The sequence below is a fragment of the Pseudomonadota bacterium genome (genome assembly GCA_026388315.1).
In the GTDB taxonomy this organism is placed as follows: domain Bacteria; phylum Desulfobacterota; class Syntrophorhabdia; order Syntrophorhabdales; family Syntrophorhabdaceae; genus MWEV01.
This window is the reverse complement of the sequence record JAPLKA010000050.1, coordinates 1-18,065: the sequence shown is the minus strand read 5'-3', so window position 1 is coordinate 18,065 and position 18,065 is coordinate 1. Positions and strand designations below refer to the sequence as shown.

At 46.1% G+C, this 18,065-nt stretch carries 16 protein-coding genes; 12 read left to right on the top strand and 4 right to left on the bottom strand.

Going from position 1 to position 18,065, the window contains the following annotated elements:
• Window positions 1-519, top strand: a 519-nt coding sequence (locus NTX75_06450; GenBank protein MCX5815871.1) for an alcohol dehydrogenase, incomplete at its 5' end; no start/stop codon positions are given.
• Between the two features lie 11 nt (window positions 520-530).
• Here NTX75_06450 and NTX75_06445 read toward each other — a convergent pair.
• Both NTX75_06445 and NTX75_06440 read right to left on the bottom strand, forming a co-directional pair.
• The gene (locus NTX75_06445; protein ID MCX5815870.1) at window positions 531-2,102 is read right to left on the bottom strand and encodes a PAS domain S-box protein; all 1,572 of its coding nucleotides are present in this window, start codon (window positions 2,100-2,102) and stop codon (window positions 531-533) included.
• A 130-nt stretch (window positions 2,103-2,232) separates the two neighbouring features.
• Window positions 2,233-2,529 carry a hypothetical protein gene (locus NTX75_06440; GenBank protein MCX5815869.1) on the bottom strand — a complete coding sequence of 99 codons (297 nt, stop codon included), beginning with the start codon at window positions 2,527-2,529 and terminating at the stop codon, window positions 2,233-2,235.
• A 395-nt stretch (window positions 2,530-2,924) separates the two neighbouring features.
• Between NTX75_06440 and NTX75_06435 the strand changes: the two genes are divergently transcribed.
• From NTX75_06435 to NTX75_06420, 4 genes are all read left to right on the top strand, one after another.
• Complete coding sequence (locus NTX75_06435; GenBank protein ID MCX5815868.1) at window positions 2,925-4,292, top strand: ammonium transporter; 1,368 nt, start codon at window positions 2,925-2,927, stop codon at window positions 4,290-4,292.
• A 10-nt stretch (window positions 4,293-4,302) separates the two neighbouring features.
• Window positions 4,303-4,644, top strand: coding sequence for a P-II family nitrogen regulator (locus NTX75_06430; GenBank protein MCX5815867.1), 342 nt, complete (start codon window positions 4,303-4,305; stop codon window positions 4,642-4,644).
• Between the two features lie 606 nt (window positions 4,645-5,250).
• Window positions 5,251-6,453: an ammonium transporter gene (locus NTX75_06425; GenBank protein ID MCX5815866.1), complete on the top strand. Its 1,203-nt coding sequence runs from the start codon at window positions 5,251-5,253 to the stop codon at window positions 6,451-6,453.
• 10 nt (window positions 6,454-6,463) lie between these two features.
• The gene (locus tag NTX75_06420) at window positions 6,464-6,805 is read left to right on the top strand and encodes a P-II family nitrogen regulator (GenBank protein ID MCX5815865.1); all 342 of its coding nucleotides are present in this window, start codon (window positions 6,464-6,466) and stop codon (window positions 6,803-6,805) included.
• A gap of 168 nt (window positions 6,806-6,973) precedes the next feature.
• Here the strand turns inward: NTX75_06420 and NTX75_06415 are convergent, their stop codons facing one another.
• Window positions 6,974-9,148: an ABC transporter transmembrane domain-containing protein gene (locus NTX75_06415; GenBank protein MCX5815864.1), complete on the bottom strand. Its 2,175-nt coding sequence runs from the start codon at window positions 9,146-9,148 to the stop codon at window positions 6,974-6,976.
• 334 nt (window positions 9,149-9,482) lie between these two features.
• Here NTX75_06415 and NTX75_06410 point away from each other — a divergent pair, with 334 nt between their 5' ends.
• The 3 genes from NTX75_06410 (at window position 9,483) to NTX75_06400 (ending at window position 11,149) form a co-directional block, all read left to right on the top strand.
• On the top strand, window positions 9,483-10,493 hold the full coding sequence (locus tag NTX75_06410; GenBank protein MCX5815863.1) for a metallophosphoesterase: 1,011 nt from the start codon (window positions 9,483-9,485) through the stop codon (window positions 10,491-10,493).
• A 237-nt stretch (window positions 10,494-10,730) separates the two neighbouring features.
• Entirely contained in the window at window positions 10,731-10,949 is a 219-nt protein-coding gene (locus NTX75_06405; protein MCX5815862.1) for a transcriptional coactivator p15/PC4 family protein, read from the top strand.
• A gap of 23 nt (window positions 10,950-10,972) precedes the next feature.
• Complete coding sequence (locus NTX75_06400) at window positions 10,973-11,149, top strand: hypothetical protein (protein MCX5815861.1); 177 nt, start codon at window positions 10,973-10,975, stop codon at window positions 11,147-11,149.
• A gap of 96 nt (window positions 11,150-11,245) precedes the next feature.
• On the opposite strand, the gene NTX75_06395 is transcribed toward NTX75_06400, so the two are convergent.
• On the bottom strand, window positions 11,246-11,971 hold the full coding sequence (locus NTX75_06395) for an MBL fold metallo-hydrolase (protein MCX5815860.1): 726 nt from the start codon (window positions 11,969-11,971) through the stop codon (window positions 11,246-11,248).
• 425 nt (window positions 11,972-12,396) lie between these two features.
• On the opposite strand from NTX75_06395, the gene NTX75_06390 reads away from it, so the two are divergent.
• From NTX75_06390 to NTX75_06375, 4 genes are all read left to right on the top strand, one after another.
• On the top strand, window positions 12,397-13,458 hold the full coding sequence (locus tag NTX75_06390; GenBank protein ID MCX5815859.1) for a hypothetical protein: 1,062 nt from the start codon (window positions 12,397-12,399) through the stop codon (window positions 13,456-13,458).
• Window positions 13,451-14,056 (top strand): RlmE family RNA methyltransferase, encoded by a 606-nt coding sequence (locus NTX75_06385; protein MCX5815858.1) that lies wholly within the window; start codon window positions 13,451-13,453, stop codon window positions 14,054-14,056. Before NTX75_06390 ends, NTX75_06385 begins: the two co-directional genes overlap by 8 nt.
• 123 nt (window positions 14,057-14,179) lie before the next feature.
• Window positions 14,180-15,319 carry an FIST C-terminal domain-containing protein gene (locus NTX75_06380; GenBank protein MCX5815857.1) on the top strand — a complete coding sequence of 380 codons (1,140 nt, stop codon included), beginning with the start codon at window positions 14,180-14,182 and terminating at the stop codon, window positions 15,317-15,319.
• Between the two features lie 3 nt (window positions 15,320-15,322).
• A complete protein-coding gene (locus NTX75_06375; GenBank protein MCX5815856.1) occupies window positions 15,323-17,746 on the top strand; it encodes a PAS domain S-box protein in 2,424 nt (807 codons plus the stop codon).
• The last annotated feature ends 319 nt before the right edge of the window (window positions 17,747-18,065 follow it).

Sequence of the window (18,065 nt, the reverse complement as noted above, 5' to 3'; positions counted from 1 at the left end):
GGGGACAATCTCGGTTTGATCGGCTTTGGCGCCTCGGCCCATCTCGTAATACAGATGACACAACATAAATATCCACACTCAAAGATTTTTGTCTTCGCGCGGAGCGAGGGAGAAAGGGCCTTTGCGCGCGAACTGGGCGCTTTCTGGGCAGGAGATATTGAAGATGCGCCTCCCGAAAAACTCCACAGCGCCATTGATACTACACCTGTCTGGAAACCGATAGTAGAAGGTCTGAAAAATCTGGAAAAAGGCGGAAGATTGGTCATTAATGCTATAAGAAAAGAGGAAATCGACAAAGAAGCCCTTCTGGCCCTTGATTACCCCGGCCATCTCTGGCTTGAAAAAGAGATCAAGAGCGTTGCAAACGTTGCGAGGAGAGACATCGGCGAGTTCCTTGAACTTGCGGCAGAAATCCCCATAAAACCCGAGGTACAGGAATACAGCCTGGAAAATGCTAATAAAGCGCTCGTTGAACTTAAAGAGAGAAAAATCAGGGGGGCAAAGGTTCTGAGGATATAAAACTAAAAACACTATAATTCAAAGCAAAACCCTTTCTCGTTAAACAGTCCCAGACAGATATCAACTACAGCCGCATCATAGAGTGTGCCCCTGTTTTCCTTAATTTCATTCAGCGCTTTTATGGTGCCAAGGGAAGGCCTGTAGGGCCTGTGGGATGCCATAGACTCAACTACATCGGCAACTGCTATAATCCTCGCCTCCATAAGTATCTGATCTCCTGAGAGGCCACGGGGATACCCTGAGCCATTCATCCTTTCATGATGCTCATATACGATTTCGGCGATAGGGTATTCATATTCTATATTCTTCAGTATTTCGTATCCTGCGTTTGAGTGATCTCGCAGGACGCTTAGCTCGTGTGTGCTTATACTTCCGGGTCGGCTGAGGAATTCCGCCGGTACGTATATCTTTCCGATATCGTGGAGCATGCCTGCTGTTTGGATGGCTTCAATATGATCATCACTAAAATTCATTTCTTTTGCTATTGCTGTAGCAAGTTGCGTTACCCTCGCCTGATGACCTGCGGTATAGGGGTCCCTTATTTCTACAGCCATAGACAAGGCGCTTGTGGTTCCGTTCAAAACGTGCCGCAATGTAATATCTATAACTGTTCCCTCATAAAAAATGAAATTGCCCCGCTCATCGTAAACAGCTTGGACATTCATGGAAACCCATATCTTGCTTCTGTCTTTTTTATAAAATTCTGTCTCAAACCCCTTCGCATATCCATTGGATTGAAGAAGGTTCTTGAACTCTATGCACCGATCGGGATTTACATACATCTGTTCTTCCATGTTTGAAGCTGCGGAAACAAATTTTTCGGGAGATGCATAGCCCAGCAGGCGGGCCAAAGAGGTGTTTGCCATCGTACACTTTCCTTCTGCTGTGGTCTGGAATATGCCCTCAATGGTACCCTCAACAATGCTCCGGTATTTTGTTTCGCTTTCCCGTAACGCCTCCTCATAAACCTTACGCTCAGCCGTTTCGTAGAGGAGATCTTCGTAGGTTTTTTTCAGTTCGAACGTCCTTTCGTGAACCTTTGCTTCAAGCTCATCCCGTGCAGTCTGCATGACTTTTTCTGCCTCTTTTCGAGCTGTTATGTCACTGCCAATGCAAAGAATTTCCGTTACATGACCGCTTTCATCAAGTACAATGCTGTTTGCCCAGAGCACCCAGACCCTGCTCCCGTCTTTCAGCGTGTTTTCATTTTCATGCACAACATGTTGTTCCGGATTCTGACGTATGGTCTCGATAAGGTTTGTAAGATCGCGACCGGATGATTCAGCCCTGGGGACTATTGTCCCGATCACATTTTTACCGATAATTTCATTTCTGGTATAACCGAAGAATTTTTGCGCGTATTCATTGAAAAAAGTAATGTTCCCGTTGGTATCTATTTGCAGAATAATACTATTTGCCAGCTCAACAAGTTTCCGGTACTTGTCCTCGCTTTTATTTAACGCTTCTTCAAAATGTTTATACCGGTTTTCAGATTTTTGTATTTGTTTAACCAACCGGCGCATTTCTGCCAATTCTTTCAGAAGTTGTTCTTTTGTCTTTGCTGCATCTTTTGATTTAACCATATTGTTTTTTCGCACAAAACGCGTTTGATTTCAATGAAAAACGCTGCCGTTAAAAATCATTCTATGGGGATAGTGCAGAAAAAAAATGAGGGGGGCAGGATAACCGGCCCCCCTCATTTGATGTATTATGTTACTTCTTTGCTGGTGCTGGTGCTGGTGCAGGAGCAGGTGCTGCTGCTGGTTTTTCGGGAGCTGGCGCAGGCTTGTCGGCTGCTGGTTTTACTTCTTTCTTCTCTTTCTTTACTTTCTTTACTTTTGCAGGTTTGTCTGCCTTTACTGGTTTGTCAGGGGCTGCCGCTTTTTCCGGAGCTACTGCTGCCGGTTTGTCAGTGGCTGCTGGTTTTGCTGCCGGTGCCTGTGCGAACACAGTTGTCACGAATGCGACGCCAATCAATACTGTTAAAGCAATCATTAAAACTTTCTTCATATCTTTACTCCTCCTGTTTTATTTAACTTCCTGAGGAACAGTACATGCATTTTCAATGCCAAAACAATAATTAAAGAAAATACTCTGATATTGAAGGGGGTAGGTCTTTGAGGACTGCTGTCAGTTCGTGAAATGACGAAAAAATGGTACTACCTGTTCGTCAAATTGCGAATCCTGGCCCCCCAGTAATCGCCGGAATCACTGAGCGCATATCCTTAGTGGTTACCAAAAGTAAATATATTTTACTTTAATGTGTGTATAACACATTGATGTGTGTCTAAACAAAGGCGTTCTTTTAATATGAGAACGCCTTTTTATTTTAGCCCTCGGAGACACAGGCGTCTTTTATCCGGCGATGGAGAAAAGACGCTTTTTTATTTTAATGGAGGTGCATTATGAAAAGGATTTTAGCTCTTGTGATGGTTATGTTGTTTGTTGCAATGGCGGTTACGGTGTTTGCAGAAGAGCCGAAGACCGTACAGGCCACCCCGGCAGCAGAAACACAAACTGCAGCACCAGCACAAACTCCGCCCAAAGCGGATACAGGCGATACGGCCTGGGTTTTAATATCCAGCGCCCTTGTCCTCCTGATGACACCCGGACTTGCCTTCTTTTATGGGGGCATGGTGGGAAGAAAGAACGTGCTGGGCATCCTGATGCAGTGCTTTACCATACTATGTGTCATCAGTATACAATGGGTGCTTTTCGGTTACAGTCTTTCTTTTGCGCCAGGAAAAGGTTTCTGGGGTGGTTTCGACTGGATTGGATTAAAGGGGGTGGGTTTTGAGCCGTATAAAGATTATGCTGCCACAATCCCGCACCAGCTTTTTATGGTATTTCAGATGATGTTTGCAATCATTACCCCGGCCTTGATTATTGGCGCCTTTGCAGAAAGGATGAAATTCTCTGCCTTCATACTCTTTATGATCCTCTGGTCAACCTTTGTCTACGATCCGGTCTGCCACTGGGTATGGGGTGTGGGCGGATGGCTCAAAGACCTTGGCGCTCTTGATTTTGCAGGCGGAACGGTAGTGCATATCAACGCCGGCATTGCAGCCCTTATGGTTGCCATTTTTATCGGTAAAAGAAAGGGGGGCGGGCACAAGGCGATATTGCCGCACAATCTGCCCTTTACGATTCTCGGTACCGCACTCCTCTGGTTCGGATGGTTTGGCTTTAACGCAGGGAGCTCCCTTGGCGCTAACGAATTAGCGGTAAACGCCTTTGTTGTAACGAATACCGCAGCAGCAGCCGCGGGATTAAGTTGGGCGCTTATTGACTGGATATTCCATGAAAAGCCCACCATGCTCGGAACTGCAACAGGCGCAGTGGCAGGCCTTGTGGCTATTACCCCTGCAGCAGGATTCGTAAGCGCCCTTTCGGCGATTATAATCGGTATCTTTGTGAGTATATTCTGCTATAGCGCAGTAACCTTTATCAAACCAAAGTTTGGCTATGATGATGCGCTTGATGTCTTTGGTGTCCACTGCATAGGTGGGGTGTGGGGTGCGCTGGCGACAGGTCTCTTTGCTTCAAAAGCAGTCAACCCGGCAGGCGCAGACGGACTCTTTTTCGGGAACCCGAAACAGTTTCTCATACAGCTCATCGCAACAGGGGTAACGCTGGCCTATAGTTTTGCCGTAAGCTATATCATCTATAAAATAATCGATGTGACCATTAAGGTGCGTGTCAAAGAAAAAGACGAGGTTATGGGTCTTGACCTTACACAGCACCACGAAAATGCATATACGATTTTAGAATAGGAGGAATATCATGAAACTTATTATAGCGATCATAAAACCTGACAGACTGGAAGCCGTGAAGCAGGAACTTTATAAGGCAGACGTAAACCTTATCACCGTCAATGAAGTATTGGGCCACGGCCGCCAGATGGGAGTAACAGAGGTATACCGCGGCGTAAAAGAGATGGGCAACCTCCTGAGAAAGATACGCCTGGAGATTGCCGTCAATGAAGATTTCGCAGAACCTACAATCAACGCCATTATCAAAGGCGCCCAGACAGGAGAGGTGGGCGACGGCAAGATATTCATCCTGGACCTCGTGGAGTGTGTCCGCATTCGAACGGAAGAGCGGGGAGGGGCTGCAATAGGGTAAGAAAAACAGTGTTGAGAGTTCAAGAGGACTAAGGTCTCCGAACCCTCAACACTTTGAACCTGTTAGGGAACAGAAATCCGGGGTTAACAAAAAACATGCCTTTTTACTTATAAGGGGTACGGGAAAGGTTTGCACACGGTTGTGTGGACCGAACAGACCCTCACCGACCCCGGAGGGTAATTCAACAGCGCAGTTCAAATCAGTCAAAGCTCTGACTGGAGAGAAATTCATTACACCAAGAAAAAGATGAAGACCGCTCATTCATGGGGCGGCAAGCACCCGCGCTGAGCTTTTAGAAAGTGAGCCTGGCAGCTTCCTGAGTCACCGATGAATGAGGATCGGTGCTGTATAATACCGGTGCTTTTTGGCGACATGAAGTCCCTTTGTGTAAGGCCAACAGGTAGAAAAGGCTTTTTTTAACGGTCAAAAACCATAAAATAGAGAGGTGTGTATATGAGGAATTTTGCAATTGTGGGACTACTGCTGTGTGTAATGTTTGCAGGGTTTTCCTGGGCAGCAGAAACCACTTCGACGCCTGTTGCAGCGACTCAGGCGCAGCCGAATGTGCCGGCTAAGCCTGCGATTGATACAGGAGACACTGCCTGGATGCTTGTATCCATTGCTCTCGTCATGTTGATGACCCCTGGGCTCGCCTTTTTTTATGGGGGCATGGTGAGACGGAAAAACGTTCTTGGCATACTGATGCAATGCTTCATTGTCCTCGGAGTAATATCGGTACAGTGGGTGCTGTACGGGTATAGCCTTTCCTTTGCACCTGGCAAGGGTTTTTGGGGAGGACTCGAATGGATCGGCCTCTGCGGGGTGGGGTCTGCTCCGCTGAAGGAATATGCAGAGACGATTCCCCATGAGGCATTCATGATCTTTCAGGCCATGTTTGCCGTTATTACACCAGCGCTTATTATTGGGGCTTTTGCGGAGAGGATGAAGTTTTCCGCTTTTTTGATCTTTGTAATCCTCTGGTCCACATTCGTATATGACCCTGTCTGCCACTGGGTATGGGGTATTGGCGGATGGCTCAAAGAGATGGGAGTTCTCGATTTTGCCGGCGGGACGGTGGTCCACATCAATGCAGGAATAGCTGCCCTTGTCACAGCACTTGTCATTGGCAAAAGGAAAGGCTACAACAACAAGCCGGTTCCTCCGCATAACCTCCCTTTTACCGTATTGGGTACCGCCCTTCTCTGGTTCGGGTGGTTCGGTTTTAATGCAGGAAGCGCCCTTGGCGCCAATGGGCTTGCGGTACATACCCTTGTGGTAACCCACACTTCCGCAGCGGTCGCTGCAATTACCTGGGCTACCATGGAATGGGTGTTAAATGAAAAGCCTACCATATTCGGTACCATCACCGGTTCAATTGCGGGTCTCGCCACGATCACTCCGGCCTCAGGGTATGTTACCGTACTTGCCGCTGCAATCATAGGCTTTGCCGCCAGTGTTTTCTGTTATATATCAGTAGCTCTGGTGAAAACAAAACTCGGTTACGATGATTCACTTGACGCATTTGGTGTACACGGCGTGGGCGGCATCTTGGGAACCCTTGCCACCGGGCTGTTCGCGTCCAAAGCGGTCAACCCGGCAGGGGCAGACGGACTTTTTTACGGGAACCCCAAGCAGTTCCTGATCCAACTGATCGCTGTGGGGGTAACGGTAGTCTACAGTTTCGTAGCGAGCCTCATCATTTACAAAGTGGTCGATCTGATCGTAAGCGTTCGGGTGAAGGAAAAAGATGAGCTTATGGGTCTTGACCTTACACAGCACCACGAAAATGCATATACGATTTTAGAATAGGAGAAATACCATGAAACTTATTATAGCGATCATAAAACCTGACAGACTGGAAGCCGTGAAGCAGGAACTTTATAGGGCAGATGTAAACCTTATCACAGTCAATGAAGTATTGGGCCACGGCCGCCAGATGGGAGTAACAGAGGTATACCGCGGCGTAAAAGAGATGGGCAACCTCCTGAGAAAGATACGTCTGGAGATTGCCGTCAATGAAGATTTCGCAGAACCCACAATCAACGCCATCATCAAAGGCGCCCAGACCGGAGAGGTGGGCGACGGGAAGATATTCATCCTGGACCTCGTGGAGTGTGTCCGCATTCGAACGGAAGAGCGGGGAGGAGCAGCGATCGGCTGACAAGGGACTCTACAATGAGTTCCTCAACGGTACCCGGGCTGAGAGAACAGTCAACAAGACGGTCCCCGTCCCCCCCTTACCTTCAGCCTGTTATCATCACCTATTGCCTCTCGCCTGGTATCATCGGATTTCAGACGGCCTTGTACTGGTTTTGGACCGGAGCGGAACTCAGGGGCGATTGTCCTGCCCTTGCTGAATATACCTGGCAGCCTGTTCTTCCAGTATATGGCGCAGGTGCGGGGCTTTGCCCATCAACGACAGGAACAAATCCCGCTGCAGGGTCAGGAAGACTGTTGAGACTGTCGTGGCAACAGTTGCAATCCGGGGTATGCTCTTCAGCAGGGCAATCTCTCCGAAATGATCACCGTCTTCCAGAACATTCACCACCTGCGCACCACTGCCAATTCCGTTTTTTGTGACTTCCACCCGTCCCCGTACGATGATGTAGAACTTGTCGCCCGGGTCGCCTTCGTGTACGACGACACGTCCGGGGGGATAACGCTCGGTAACAAACAATCTGGATATATCCTTCAGCAGTTCATCGTCAAGGCCCTCAAGAATCGGTATCATCTTAAGCCTTTCCGCTGTGACTTCAGCCGCTTCGCCGTCGCCGCTCAAGAGAAACCCGCTTTGCTTCTGCCAAAGGGCATTGTAATAGCCTTTCTGATTGAGCAGTTCATCGTGCCTTCCCTGTTCTACAATGCGTCCACTATCAAAGACGTAAATCCGGTCCACGTGCGTGATGGACGAAAGACGGTGGGTAACGGAAATAACCGTGCGATCACGACCGATGCGGCGCAATGTGGCATTGATTGCAGACTCGGCGGCAGGGTCCAGAGCCGATGTGGCTTCGTCCAGGACCAGGATCTCCGGATTGCGGATCAGTATCCGGGCAATAGCGACCCGTTGCCGCTGCCCCCCGGACAGCCTGCTGCCCCGCTCGCCAACCGGCGTACCGTAACCGCCAGGCATGTTGGCGACCATATCATGAATCTCAGCATCCCTGGTTGAGGCCTCAATGCCGGCGTCGCCGGCGTCCGGATTTCCATATTTGATATTTTCCCGAATTGAAGTATTAAAAAGAAAGTTCTCCTGCAGGACAACACCCATCCGGGCACGCAGTGAATTCTGTGTCACTTCGCGGATATCAATCCCGTCAAAGGTTATTACCCCGCTGCACGGGTCATAAAATCTCATCAGCAGATTAACGGCCGTACTCTTACCGGACCCGCTGGAGCCTACGAAGGCGACCGAGCTTCCTCGATGGATCAGAATACTGACATTTTTCAAAATGGGTTGTTCCGGCATATATCCAAAATTCACATCCCTGAAAGCAATTTCTCGAGCAAGACGGGGCAGCGCAGGGGCGTTGGGTTCATCCTGAATAAATGCTTCTTCCCGGAGAAGCCGATCAATCCGTTCCATACCCGCTGCGGCGTGCATAAGTTGCGGCAGGATGGATGTCACATCATATACGGACTTACTGACAATGACAAAGATTGCATTGAAAGAGACCAGGGCTCCGATTGATAATAAACCCTGAAAGGCAAGCACGGTACCGGCACAAATCACGATGATGTGAAAAACCAGAATCCCGATACCAGGGGTTCTTTCCATCATGAAGCTGAGAAAGTTGGCACGAACCGCTATACGGGAAAGGCCGGAAACCTGGCCTCGAAACTGATTCACAAGTAAATGCTTTAGATTGAAGGCCTTGATAACTGTCTGGGCGCCTATGCTTTCTTCCACCGTGTTCAGGATTTCCGCCTGCGCATTCTTGTATCGGTCATTGGCGTCGGCAGCTTTCTTCCTGATGAGCCTGGGGCCGATTAAGCAAACAGGTAAACCCAGCATAGCCAGTAACGCCAGTTTCCATTGAAGGATAAACAGCAGGACTGTGCTGAATACAAGGCCGATAAGAGACATCATCCCCGTGGGGAGTGCGGTGACTACAGCGTTTTCAACAGAGGCCAGGTCGGTGGAGAAATTTGCGGTGATATCACCCGGACGTTTGCGGCTATAGAATTCTATCGGCAGGTTCTGAAGGTGACTAAAGATCTGAAGCCGCAGGTCCTTTAACACATCTGCGCTGAGTCGCGCATATAGATAGTCCCGGCCCACGCCAATGACCGAAACCAGTATGCCTCCGGCGGCCAGCGCGACCAGAATCAGTATCAAAAGCCTGTAATTACGGGGTTCAATAGCGTCATCGATGAGAAACTTGAAACTGAAAGGTAACATAGTATCATATACGAGGCTCGCAATCATACCCAGAAGCAATAGGGTTGTCTGCCATTTGTAGGGACGCAAATAGACAAACGCACGCCCCAGGAATTTATTCATCTATCGCACCCCGGATATCCATCGGCAGCCAGCGCGGGCATCAAACAGAAGTAGCCGGCATGCGCGGTTTTTTGAACCAGGCAGGAACGGTTCGGCAGTGTACCATGATCACCCTCGTGCAGGTTATACATTACGGTAATTTCCAGTCTTGCCCCCTTCTTATTCACCTTTTAAACTTGACTATATTATACCATAAGATATTTCTTTTTCACGTCTTCCTTTGCTTTTGCTTTGAGTTCGGCACAACAAACTTTTTTGTAAAATTATGTTTACCTTATACAAGTGCTTGACATGGAATATGCTAAAATATAGGATTCACGTAGGAGGAAAATATATGGATATTCCATCGTCAGATTCAGAAACCCATATAACCCGTTTAAACGATTCCCCTAATCCTGAACCTCTATTCCCTGAACAAAGATTGATCAACCGGAGACAACTCTGGGCCAACAATCGTTTCCGCATGGAAATGGAAAATCTGAAAACCAGACGGTATGGGAACAGAGGACGTCATCACTGGTATGAATTGCTCTTCATGATGAAAACCCTTGGATTGGTACTGCACCTCACGCACCTGCATCGAAAAGGGGTGCGTAACGCAGAAAATATTATACTGAGGGAGATACCTCTGTACTTTGCCAATTTACCGCATGCATTTGAGGGATTTACAATTCTTCACCTCTCGGACTTACATTTGGATGGGATGAAGGGCATAGAGGATCGAATCCTGCGTGTTCTGGAAAACAGAACCGTAGATTTATGCGTGCTGACAGGAGATTACAGAACAAAATTGCATGGACTCCACAAACACATCATCCAGAGTCTTGAATATCTGATCAAACACATCCACAGCAAGCATGGGTTCATTGGCATTTTGGGCAATCACGATGGATGTCACATGCTCAATCCCATGGAGCAAATCGGGATTACCATGCTGGTTAATGCAGCCTGTTTTGTTTATCAGGGTAATGACCGAATCAGGATTATCGGCACCGATGATGTACATTACTATTACACTGATCAAGCACTGCATGCACTGGAACACGCCGATAACGAGTTTTCTATCGCGCTGATCCATTCTCCCGAACTGTATGATGTCGCTGCAGAGATGGGAGTGGATTTGTATCTATGCGGTCATACCCATGCCGGTCAAATATGTCTACCCGGCGGGAGGGCTATTCTTGTCCATCTGAATCGCGGACGAAAATATTACCATGGACATTGGAATCATCTGGAGATGCAGGGCATAACCCATGCCGGGACTGGAACTTCGGGAATTCCGGTCCGATTCAACACCCGGGGGGAAGTGTTGATTCATCATTTACATAGACAACCCGCACCCTGACAGGTAAAAGACAGGCATACACCCTCAAGCCCCGCAATTCTCCCAGGTCAAGCCTTTTCATGGGCATAGGGAAAACTTTGGGGTCACCTGGATATCAAAAAGCTTGTTCAGTTAGTTTTTTCTCATTTATTTCAAACTGTCAAGCAACTCCTTCTTTTTAGGTTGATTCGACTGATTAAATTTTATAATCTTAATAATCGACGCATATAACAGAAATATCTTACAGAGGAGGGTGTTATGCAGATCGGAGAAATAGATAAGGGGAAAGACAAAATCATTGTAACTGTGAAAGAGTTTAAGGGCAAGCAGTATATCGACATAAGAACATTCTTTGAAAACGATGATGGAGAATGGATACCTACTAAAAAGGGCATCTCTTTTACTCCGGAAAATCTCGATGAAGCAATCAAACTCCTGCAGAAGGCAAGAAAGAACGTCGCGGGAAAAGAAGAATAGAACGTTTTATGGGGGTATAAAAAATGGAAAACGAACAATTGGTCCAAAAAATCAAACTGCATGCAAAGGATGGTAAAATTGCATGCAGGCAGGCCTTAAAACTTGCCGAAGAAGAAAACATTACACCAAAAACGCTGGGAGAAATGCTCAATAAGTTGAATATAAAGATTATGAAATGCCAGCTTGGCTGTTTTCCATAATGCAGGAAGCAGCTATCGAATTGATAATGGGTTCAAGTGGTTCACTCGGACCCTCGACCCCTTGGCCCCTCGAACCCTATTAGTAAAAGCTATAAGCTACCCCAGATACGGTTCCCACATCTTCGCAACCTGCTTAACATAGTCTCCGGGGAGGTCTTTCACGATACTGTTATGTCCCGGCAGGAGGATATCGATTTTTAGTTCAGCCAGACGGTTGAGCGATTTCTTGAGCTCATTTGCGTCGGCGCCAAAAAGATCAAAGCGGCCAATGGCGTGATCTGCATAAATGACATCTCCGGGAATAAGGATCTCAAGGGCAGGATTGTAAAGGGCTATACCTCCCATGGAATGACCAGGGATATAAATAATCTCCCATACCATATTACCTATTTCCAACACTTCTCCGCCTTCGAGCTTCCGGTCGACTGTCATTTTAAATGAATCGGGTTTTAAACCATACTGCATGATACACATGCCTTTAAAATCATCCATACCGTATACAGCACGGTCATCTCCCTGCTCCAGCAGTTCACCCTCTGACCTGTGCACCCATAACTCGGCCCAGGGAACCTGATTTTTTATCTCGGCGATACAGCCGATGTGGTCCAAATGTGTATGGGTCATGATTATCCGTTTTATTGCAGACAGCTCAATCCCGGCCTTCTGGATAGACTGTATCTTGTAACTACCCTTCCCTGTCAGGCCAACATCGATAACAGAAAGGTCATTCGATGAAGGGTCGCCTATGACGTATGTATGGGAATCAGGAATCATATCATCCCTTCCCTGTATAAAATAAACACCTTCATGTATTTTAGCCATTATTCACCTCTGAATTAATTTTTGTCTCTTGCTGCCGAATTGCCGTATTTTACGTTGTCCATTAAGGTCAGGTCAAGACAATTCAGTATCCCTTCAGTCATTGTTTAAAGATCTTTTTCTGCCGCCCGCTTGCGCTCGACAACTACGGACAAGGGCAAACAAAAAAATGGATTTACCATTTGCCCGTCCGACATTGGTCGGGCAAATACTCTTACGCCCAAAGGGCGTTAGAGTGTCCCGCCGGCAAAGTCGCCGGCAGGACAGAATATTGCTTCTGTCCTGCATTTGTCCGATCTTGTCTGCGGCTAAAAATATATTAGCCTTGTGGTTTTTTTCATTAACTGAGGTAATACACAATTCACACAGGATTTCCATTTCCGGTTTCAATAGAATCTTTGCTGCTTTAGTGCTATAATGAGTGTCTCATGGAAGAAATACTTAACCACTTCGAGAATACAGAAGATTTGAAAAATCAGGCATCCGGATTCCATCGTCTTTCCAAAAATGAAAAGCTGGAGCTTCTGGAAAAAATAATAAAACCCGGGAACGGGAACGCAGGGGCATTTTTAAACCTCATTTACCCAGGCGAGACAGACAAAGACATCCAGAAATATATAAGGATGCTGTTCCATAAGCTCAAAACAGCCGGCATCAAAACTGAGGAACCGAGAATATCCGGCGAACCGGTCCTCAGGAAAATAGAGGACAAGAAAGAATATAAAGGTTTCATGTCCAACTACGATGATTCCAATACACGGGTAGTATTGTCGGCTTTTGAGGTAAAGAAAAATAATTTTATCTTTCTCAATGGAACAGTCCACTTTACGGATGGACTTGCTGAGTTGCTCACAGCGCCTGTTGATAGAAAAGGGTTTGAAGAAATCGTAAGGGAATACCGGCTCGGCACAGGCGAAGGGATGGTTTTCGTTGATATATCTTCACGGTATGCCGGTTATATTTTAGAAGAAGAATCAGCAAAATCAGGAAAGTATAAGGAGGAGATAACACAGGTAAGGAGATTTACATCACATGTACAGGATTCCATCCAGAAACCTGAAGATATCTATGGCCTTGAATGCCCGGAGACAGCCCGCTCGTTAGCAATAGAAAAAATCCTGACGCACGTTATATTCGAACCGTTTAAGCTTACGTGGCCGTCCATCGAAGAAGATAAAAAAGAATACAGCAGTATCGGAAGCTCCGCCATTGTCCTTCCGCCTTACATGGCTGAGGAAAAAAAACAGGCATTCCTTAAAGCCCTCCTCGAAAAGAACGATTTTAAATCAATTGTTCCGTCCATCAAACGTATGCTTGAAGATTATGCATACATCTTTTACAGCCTGAAAGAATTGCCATATTACAGGGGTTTGACAGATTACCTGCGCGATCCCGGCGCACCACTGAACGTCGCCCTCCATTTCCTCAGGAAATCCCTCGATACAGAGGAGAAAAAGGAAGAAGGGCTTATCGTAAACCCTTATGGGTAAGTTCATCCCCAAAGACACCTTCTATAAAAAAGCAAAACAGGATGGGTACAGGGCAAGAAGCGCCTATAAATTGAAGGAAATTCAGGATAAATATCACATCATCAAAAAGGACGACAAAGTTCTGGACCTCGGATGTGCCCCCGGAAGCTTTCTGCAGGTCATCTCTGAAATTGTCGGACAAGAAGGTTTGGTGGTGGGCATAGATATCCTACCCGTGTCCCCGCTTCCCTACAAAAATATCCTGACAATGGTCAATGATATCAGAAATATTAACATGTCTGACATGTTCGGTACACTCTCAATAACACGCTTCGATGTTATCACATGCGATATTGCGCCGAACCTTTCAGGAATAAGGGAAGCTGATGATAAAAACATTGAGGAACTCTATGAGGCTGCAAAAATAGTTGTTGTAAATGGCTTAAAGAAAGGCGGAAATATTATCTTCAAGTCTTTTTTCACAGAAGCATTCAAGGAAAGACAAAAAGATTTAAAAAAACTTTTTAGCAATGTTGTTGTTTTCAAACCTTCTTCCTCACGAAGCATAAGTTCAGAAATATACCTCGTTTGCACAGTGAAAAAGACACCCATGTCTTAACTCACCAGTAGCCATAGATTACAGTGAAATTAATGTTGTAAACACCTTAACTTTTGTCTATAATTGTCCGAATTGTTATATAAAAGAGGCAACACTTGCGGTGTTAGCTCAAGGGGGTAAAATATGAGAATTGAACAATCTATCTGGACAAAAGAAAACGGTTGGTCACCTAAAATCGGTAAACAGTCAAAAGAGAACATCCAACTGGTTATGCTTTTCGGTGCCACAGATGCATTAAAAGAGCTTAAATTTATTGATGATATCAAAAAGGTATATCCGAAGGCGCATACCTTTGGGTGCTCAACGGCAGGGGAAATTTACAATACCCGGGTATTTGATAATTCTGTTGTAGCAACCTGTATAGAATTCGAACGGTCACGTTTTATCGGTTCCCAGATAAAATTAAAAGATGCTACCAGCAGCTTTCAGGCTGGGGAAAAGTTAGCAAACTCCATTGAAAAAGAAGGTCTTGTGCATGCCCTTGTTCTTTCCGACGGCCTGAATGTGAACGGGAGCGAACTCGTGAATGGTTTAACGGCTAATCTTCCCGAAGATGTAACCGTTACCGGCGGCCTTGCAGGGAATGGCGATCGTTTTGAAGAGACATTCGTCTTCTGTGATGACCTTCCTGACAAAAATACCCTTGCAATCTTGGGTTTCTATGGAAAAGACCTGAAAATCGGCTATGGATCAATGGGCGGATGGGATCCCTTTGGCCCGGAACGACTAATCACGAAATCGAAAGAAAATGTGCTCTTCGAATTAGATGGCCGTTCTGCGCTGGAGATATATAAAACGTATCTTGGGGAACACGCAAAGGGGCTTCCCGCCACAGGTCTTCTCTTTCCTTTGAGTATAAGGACAAAAACAGGTCAGAGCGGCATCGTCAGAACCATCCTCTCGGTAAATGAAGAAAACCAGAGCATGACCTTTGCGGGCGATGTCCCTGAAGGAGCGTATGCCCGTTTTATGAAGGCGAATTTCGAGCGGCTCATCGACGGATCACAGGGCGCAGCTAAAACAAGTCATGAAGCAATGGGTTCTGTTGCGACGGAGCTTGCGATCCTCATAAGCTGCGTTGGAAGAAAGCTCGTTTTAAAACAGCGGATAGAAGAAGAGGTAGAGGCCGCCCACGACATACTGGGCAAACAGGCGTTGCTGACGGGATTCTATTCATATGGGGAGATTTCCCCCTTTGCCTTCGGTGCAAGATGCGCACTGCACAACCAGACGATGACCATTACAACATTTGCCGAAGCATAATTCATGGATCACCAATACCACAGCCTGTTGAGGCGACAGCTTAAGAAAATTTTCGGAGAACCGGTTACAATCCCCGAAAAATGGCAGAGATTTATCGATGCAGTCGACACTGCCTATAAAGAGTTCGACACTGACCGTAACATGCTTGAGCGGTCCCTTGAGTTGAGCTCGCAGGAATTACTTCAGGCAAATTCTGAAATGAGGATAATTTTTGAGGCCCTGCCGGACCTTTTCTTCCGTTTAGACTATGAAGGCACAATCCTTGACTGTAAAGCCGGCAACTCTGCTGATCTTTATATATCTCGTGAAAAAATAATCGGGAGCAAGATTTTTGGCATCCCCGTACCGGAGGTAGGAGCAAAGTTTAAGGAGGCAATGCAACAGGTTCAAAATACTTTTTCAACAGCAAGGATGGAATATTCTATCATGTTTAATGGAGATGAATATTTTTACGAAGCAAGGCTCCTGCCTCTCCTTGACAACCAGATTATCGTAATCATAAGAAACGTCACGGAACAAAAACGCATAGAAAACGCTTTAAAGGAAAGCGAAGAGAAATACCGGAGCATTTTTGAAAACGCCGTGGAAGGCATCTTCCAGACAACAACCGACGGGATGTATCTTAATGTAAATCCTGCACTTGCAAAAATGTACGGGTTTGAATCACCCCAGGGCATGATAATGAGTTTAACCGATATCGGGAAAGAGCAGTACGTCATTCCCGAAGACCGTTTAAGGTTTAAGACGCTTATCGAGAGAACCGGTACGGTTCAGGGATTTGAAACACAGGTATACAGGAAAGATATGACCAAAATATGGATTTCCGTGAATGCCCATGCAGTGAAAGATCTCTCAGATAATACGATCTGTTACGAAGGCACCATTGAAAACATAACCGACCGGAAGCTCGCGGAAGATGCGCTTTTTGAATCAGAAGATAGATACCGGAGTATTGTCGAAGAATCCCATTTTGGCGTCTATATTATTCAGGACGGATTATTCAGGTTTGTGAACAAGAAATTCTGCGAGATACATGGCTACGAATACAGTGAGATCGTTGATAAGCTCGGCCCAAAAGACTTTCTCCTGCCTGAAGACCTCCCCGTAGTCGAGGAGAGTATTAGAAAAAGATACAGCGGCGAACTGAAAAGTGTTGAGCTCAATTATTCAATCCGGCACAAAAACGGTGAACTGCGCCCCATTAAAGCCGTCGGAGGTTTTATATTCTACAAAGGAAAACCTGCAATAATCGGAACGCTCCTCGACATGAGCAAAGAGAGGGTACTTGAGCAGCAACTCATTCAATCTCAGAAAATGGAAACCGTAGGAAGACTTGCAGGCGGGATAGCCCATGATTTTAACAATATACTCGGCATCATTCTCGGTAATACGCAACTTGCAAAAATAAACCTTCCGCCTGAGGACAAAACATGCGATTACCTGACATCCATCGAAAAGGCAACAACAAGGGCAGCTGATTTTGTAAAACAACTGCTTGCCTTCAGCAGGCAGCAAGTCCTGGAACTGAAGGTAGTAGATTTGAATGCTGTTACCATGAGTTTTGAAAAGATGGTTCGCAGGGTAATCGGTGAGCATATTGAAATGAGCATTATCTCGAAACCGGAACTTCCTGTAATTAAAGCTGATGTCGCTCAGATAAACCAGATTTTGCTCAATCTTGTCATAAATGCCAGGGATGCAATGCCCGATGGCGGCAAATTGTCCATTGACATAACCACGGCAAGTATATCCCAGGCATACTGCCAATACAATGTCGACGCCGTACCCGGGGACTACGTTGTCCTTTCGGTTACAGATACCGGGATTGGCATACGCAAAGATATGCTGAATAAGATATTCGAGCCTTTCTTCACTACCAGGAAAAGCGGGAGCGGACTCGGGTTGTCCGTTGTTTACGGATTGGTAAAACAGCACGGTGGATTTATAAACGTCTATAGCGAGCTGGATGTAGGCACCACTTTTAAAGTATTTCTCCCTTCCATTCAGGAAACCATTGAAGCCGTGGAAGAAACCACAAAATCAATAAGGGGCGGAAACGAAACAATACTGATTGTTGAGGATGAAAAAGATTTGAGAGAAATTGCATCAGAGATATTACAGACCCTTGGATATAGTGTTCTTTTAGCATCAAATGGCGAAGAAGGCATCGAAATTTATAAGGAGAAGCCTAACGAAATTCATCTTGTTCTTCTCGATGTTGTTATGCCGAAACTTGGTGGTCGCGAGACTTATGAAGAGATGAAAAAGATCAAACCTTCCGTTCGCCCCCTCTTTGTAACTGGATACAGCCTTGATGGCATCCACACAAACTTCATCCTTGAAGAAGGGATCGACGCTATTCAAAAACCCTATTCCTTTGAAACCCTTGCATCAAAAATCCGGGAAATCATGGACAGGAAAAGCTGATAAATATCGATTGATACCAATTCGGATTCAAAGATAGAACGAGGCGACAAGGAGGAGGCGACGGAGGCGTACATTTTAGTACGTCGAGGAGATGATGACGAAGGCAACAAAGTTATATGAATGAAGGCAAATTGGTATGGAATATTTCATCTTCTGTATGAGACTGTATGGGCTATCTTTTCAGGCAATGTGACTTATGAATGTTGGTATGGTACTGTCAACATAATTGTGTAAATTTTTTATAGAGGGGCAAATTAGGACGTACCTTCCCTATTTTCGTTGTTCTCCAGTTCATCTCCATCTTCAGTGAGATAAATGC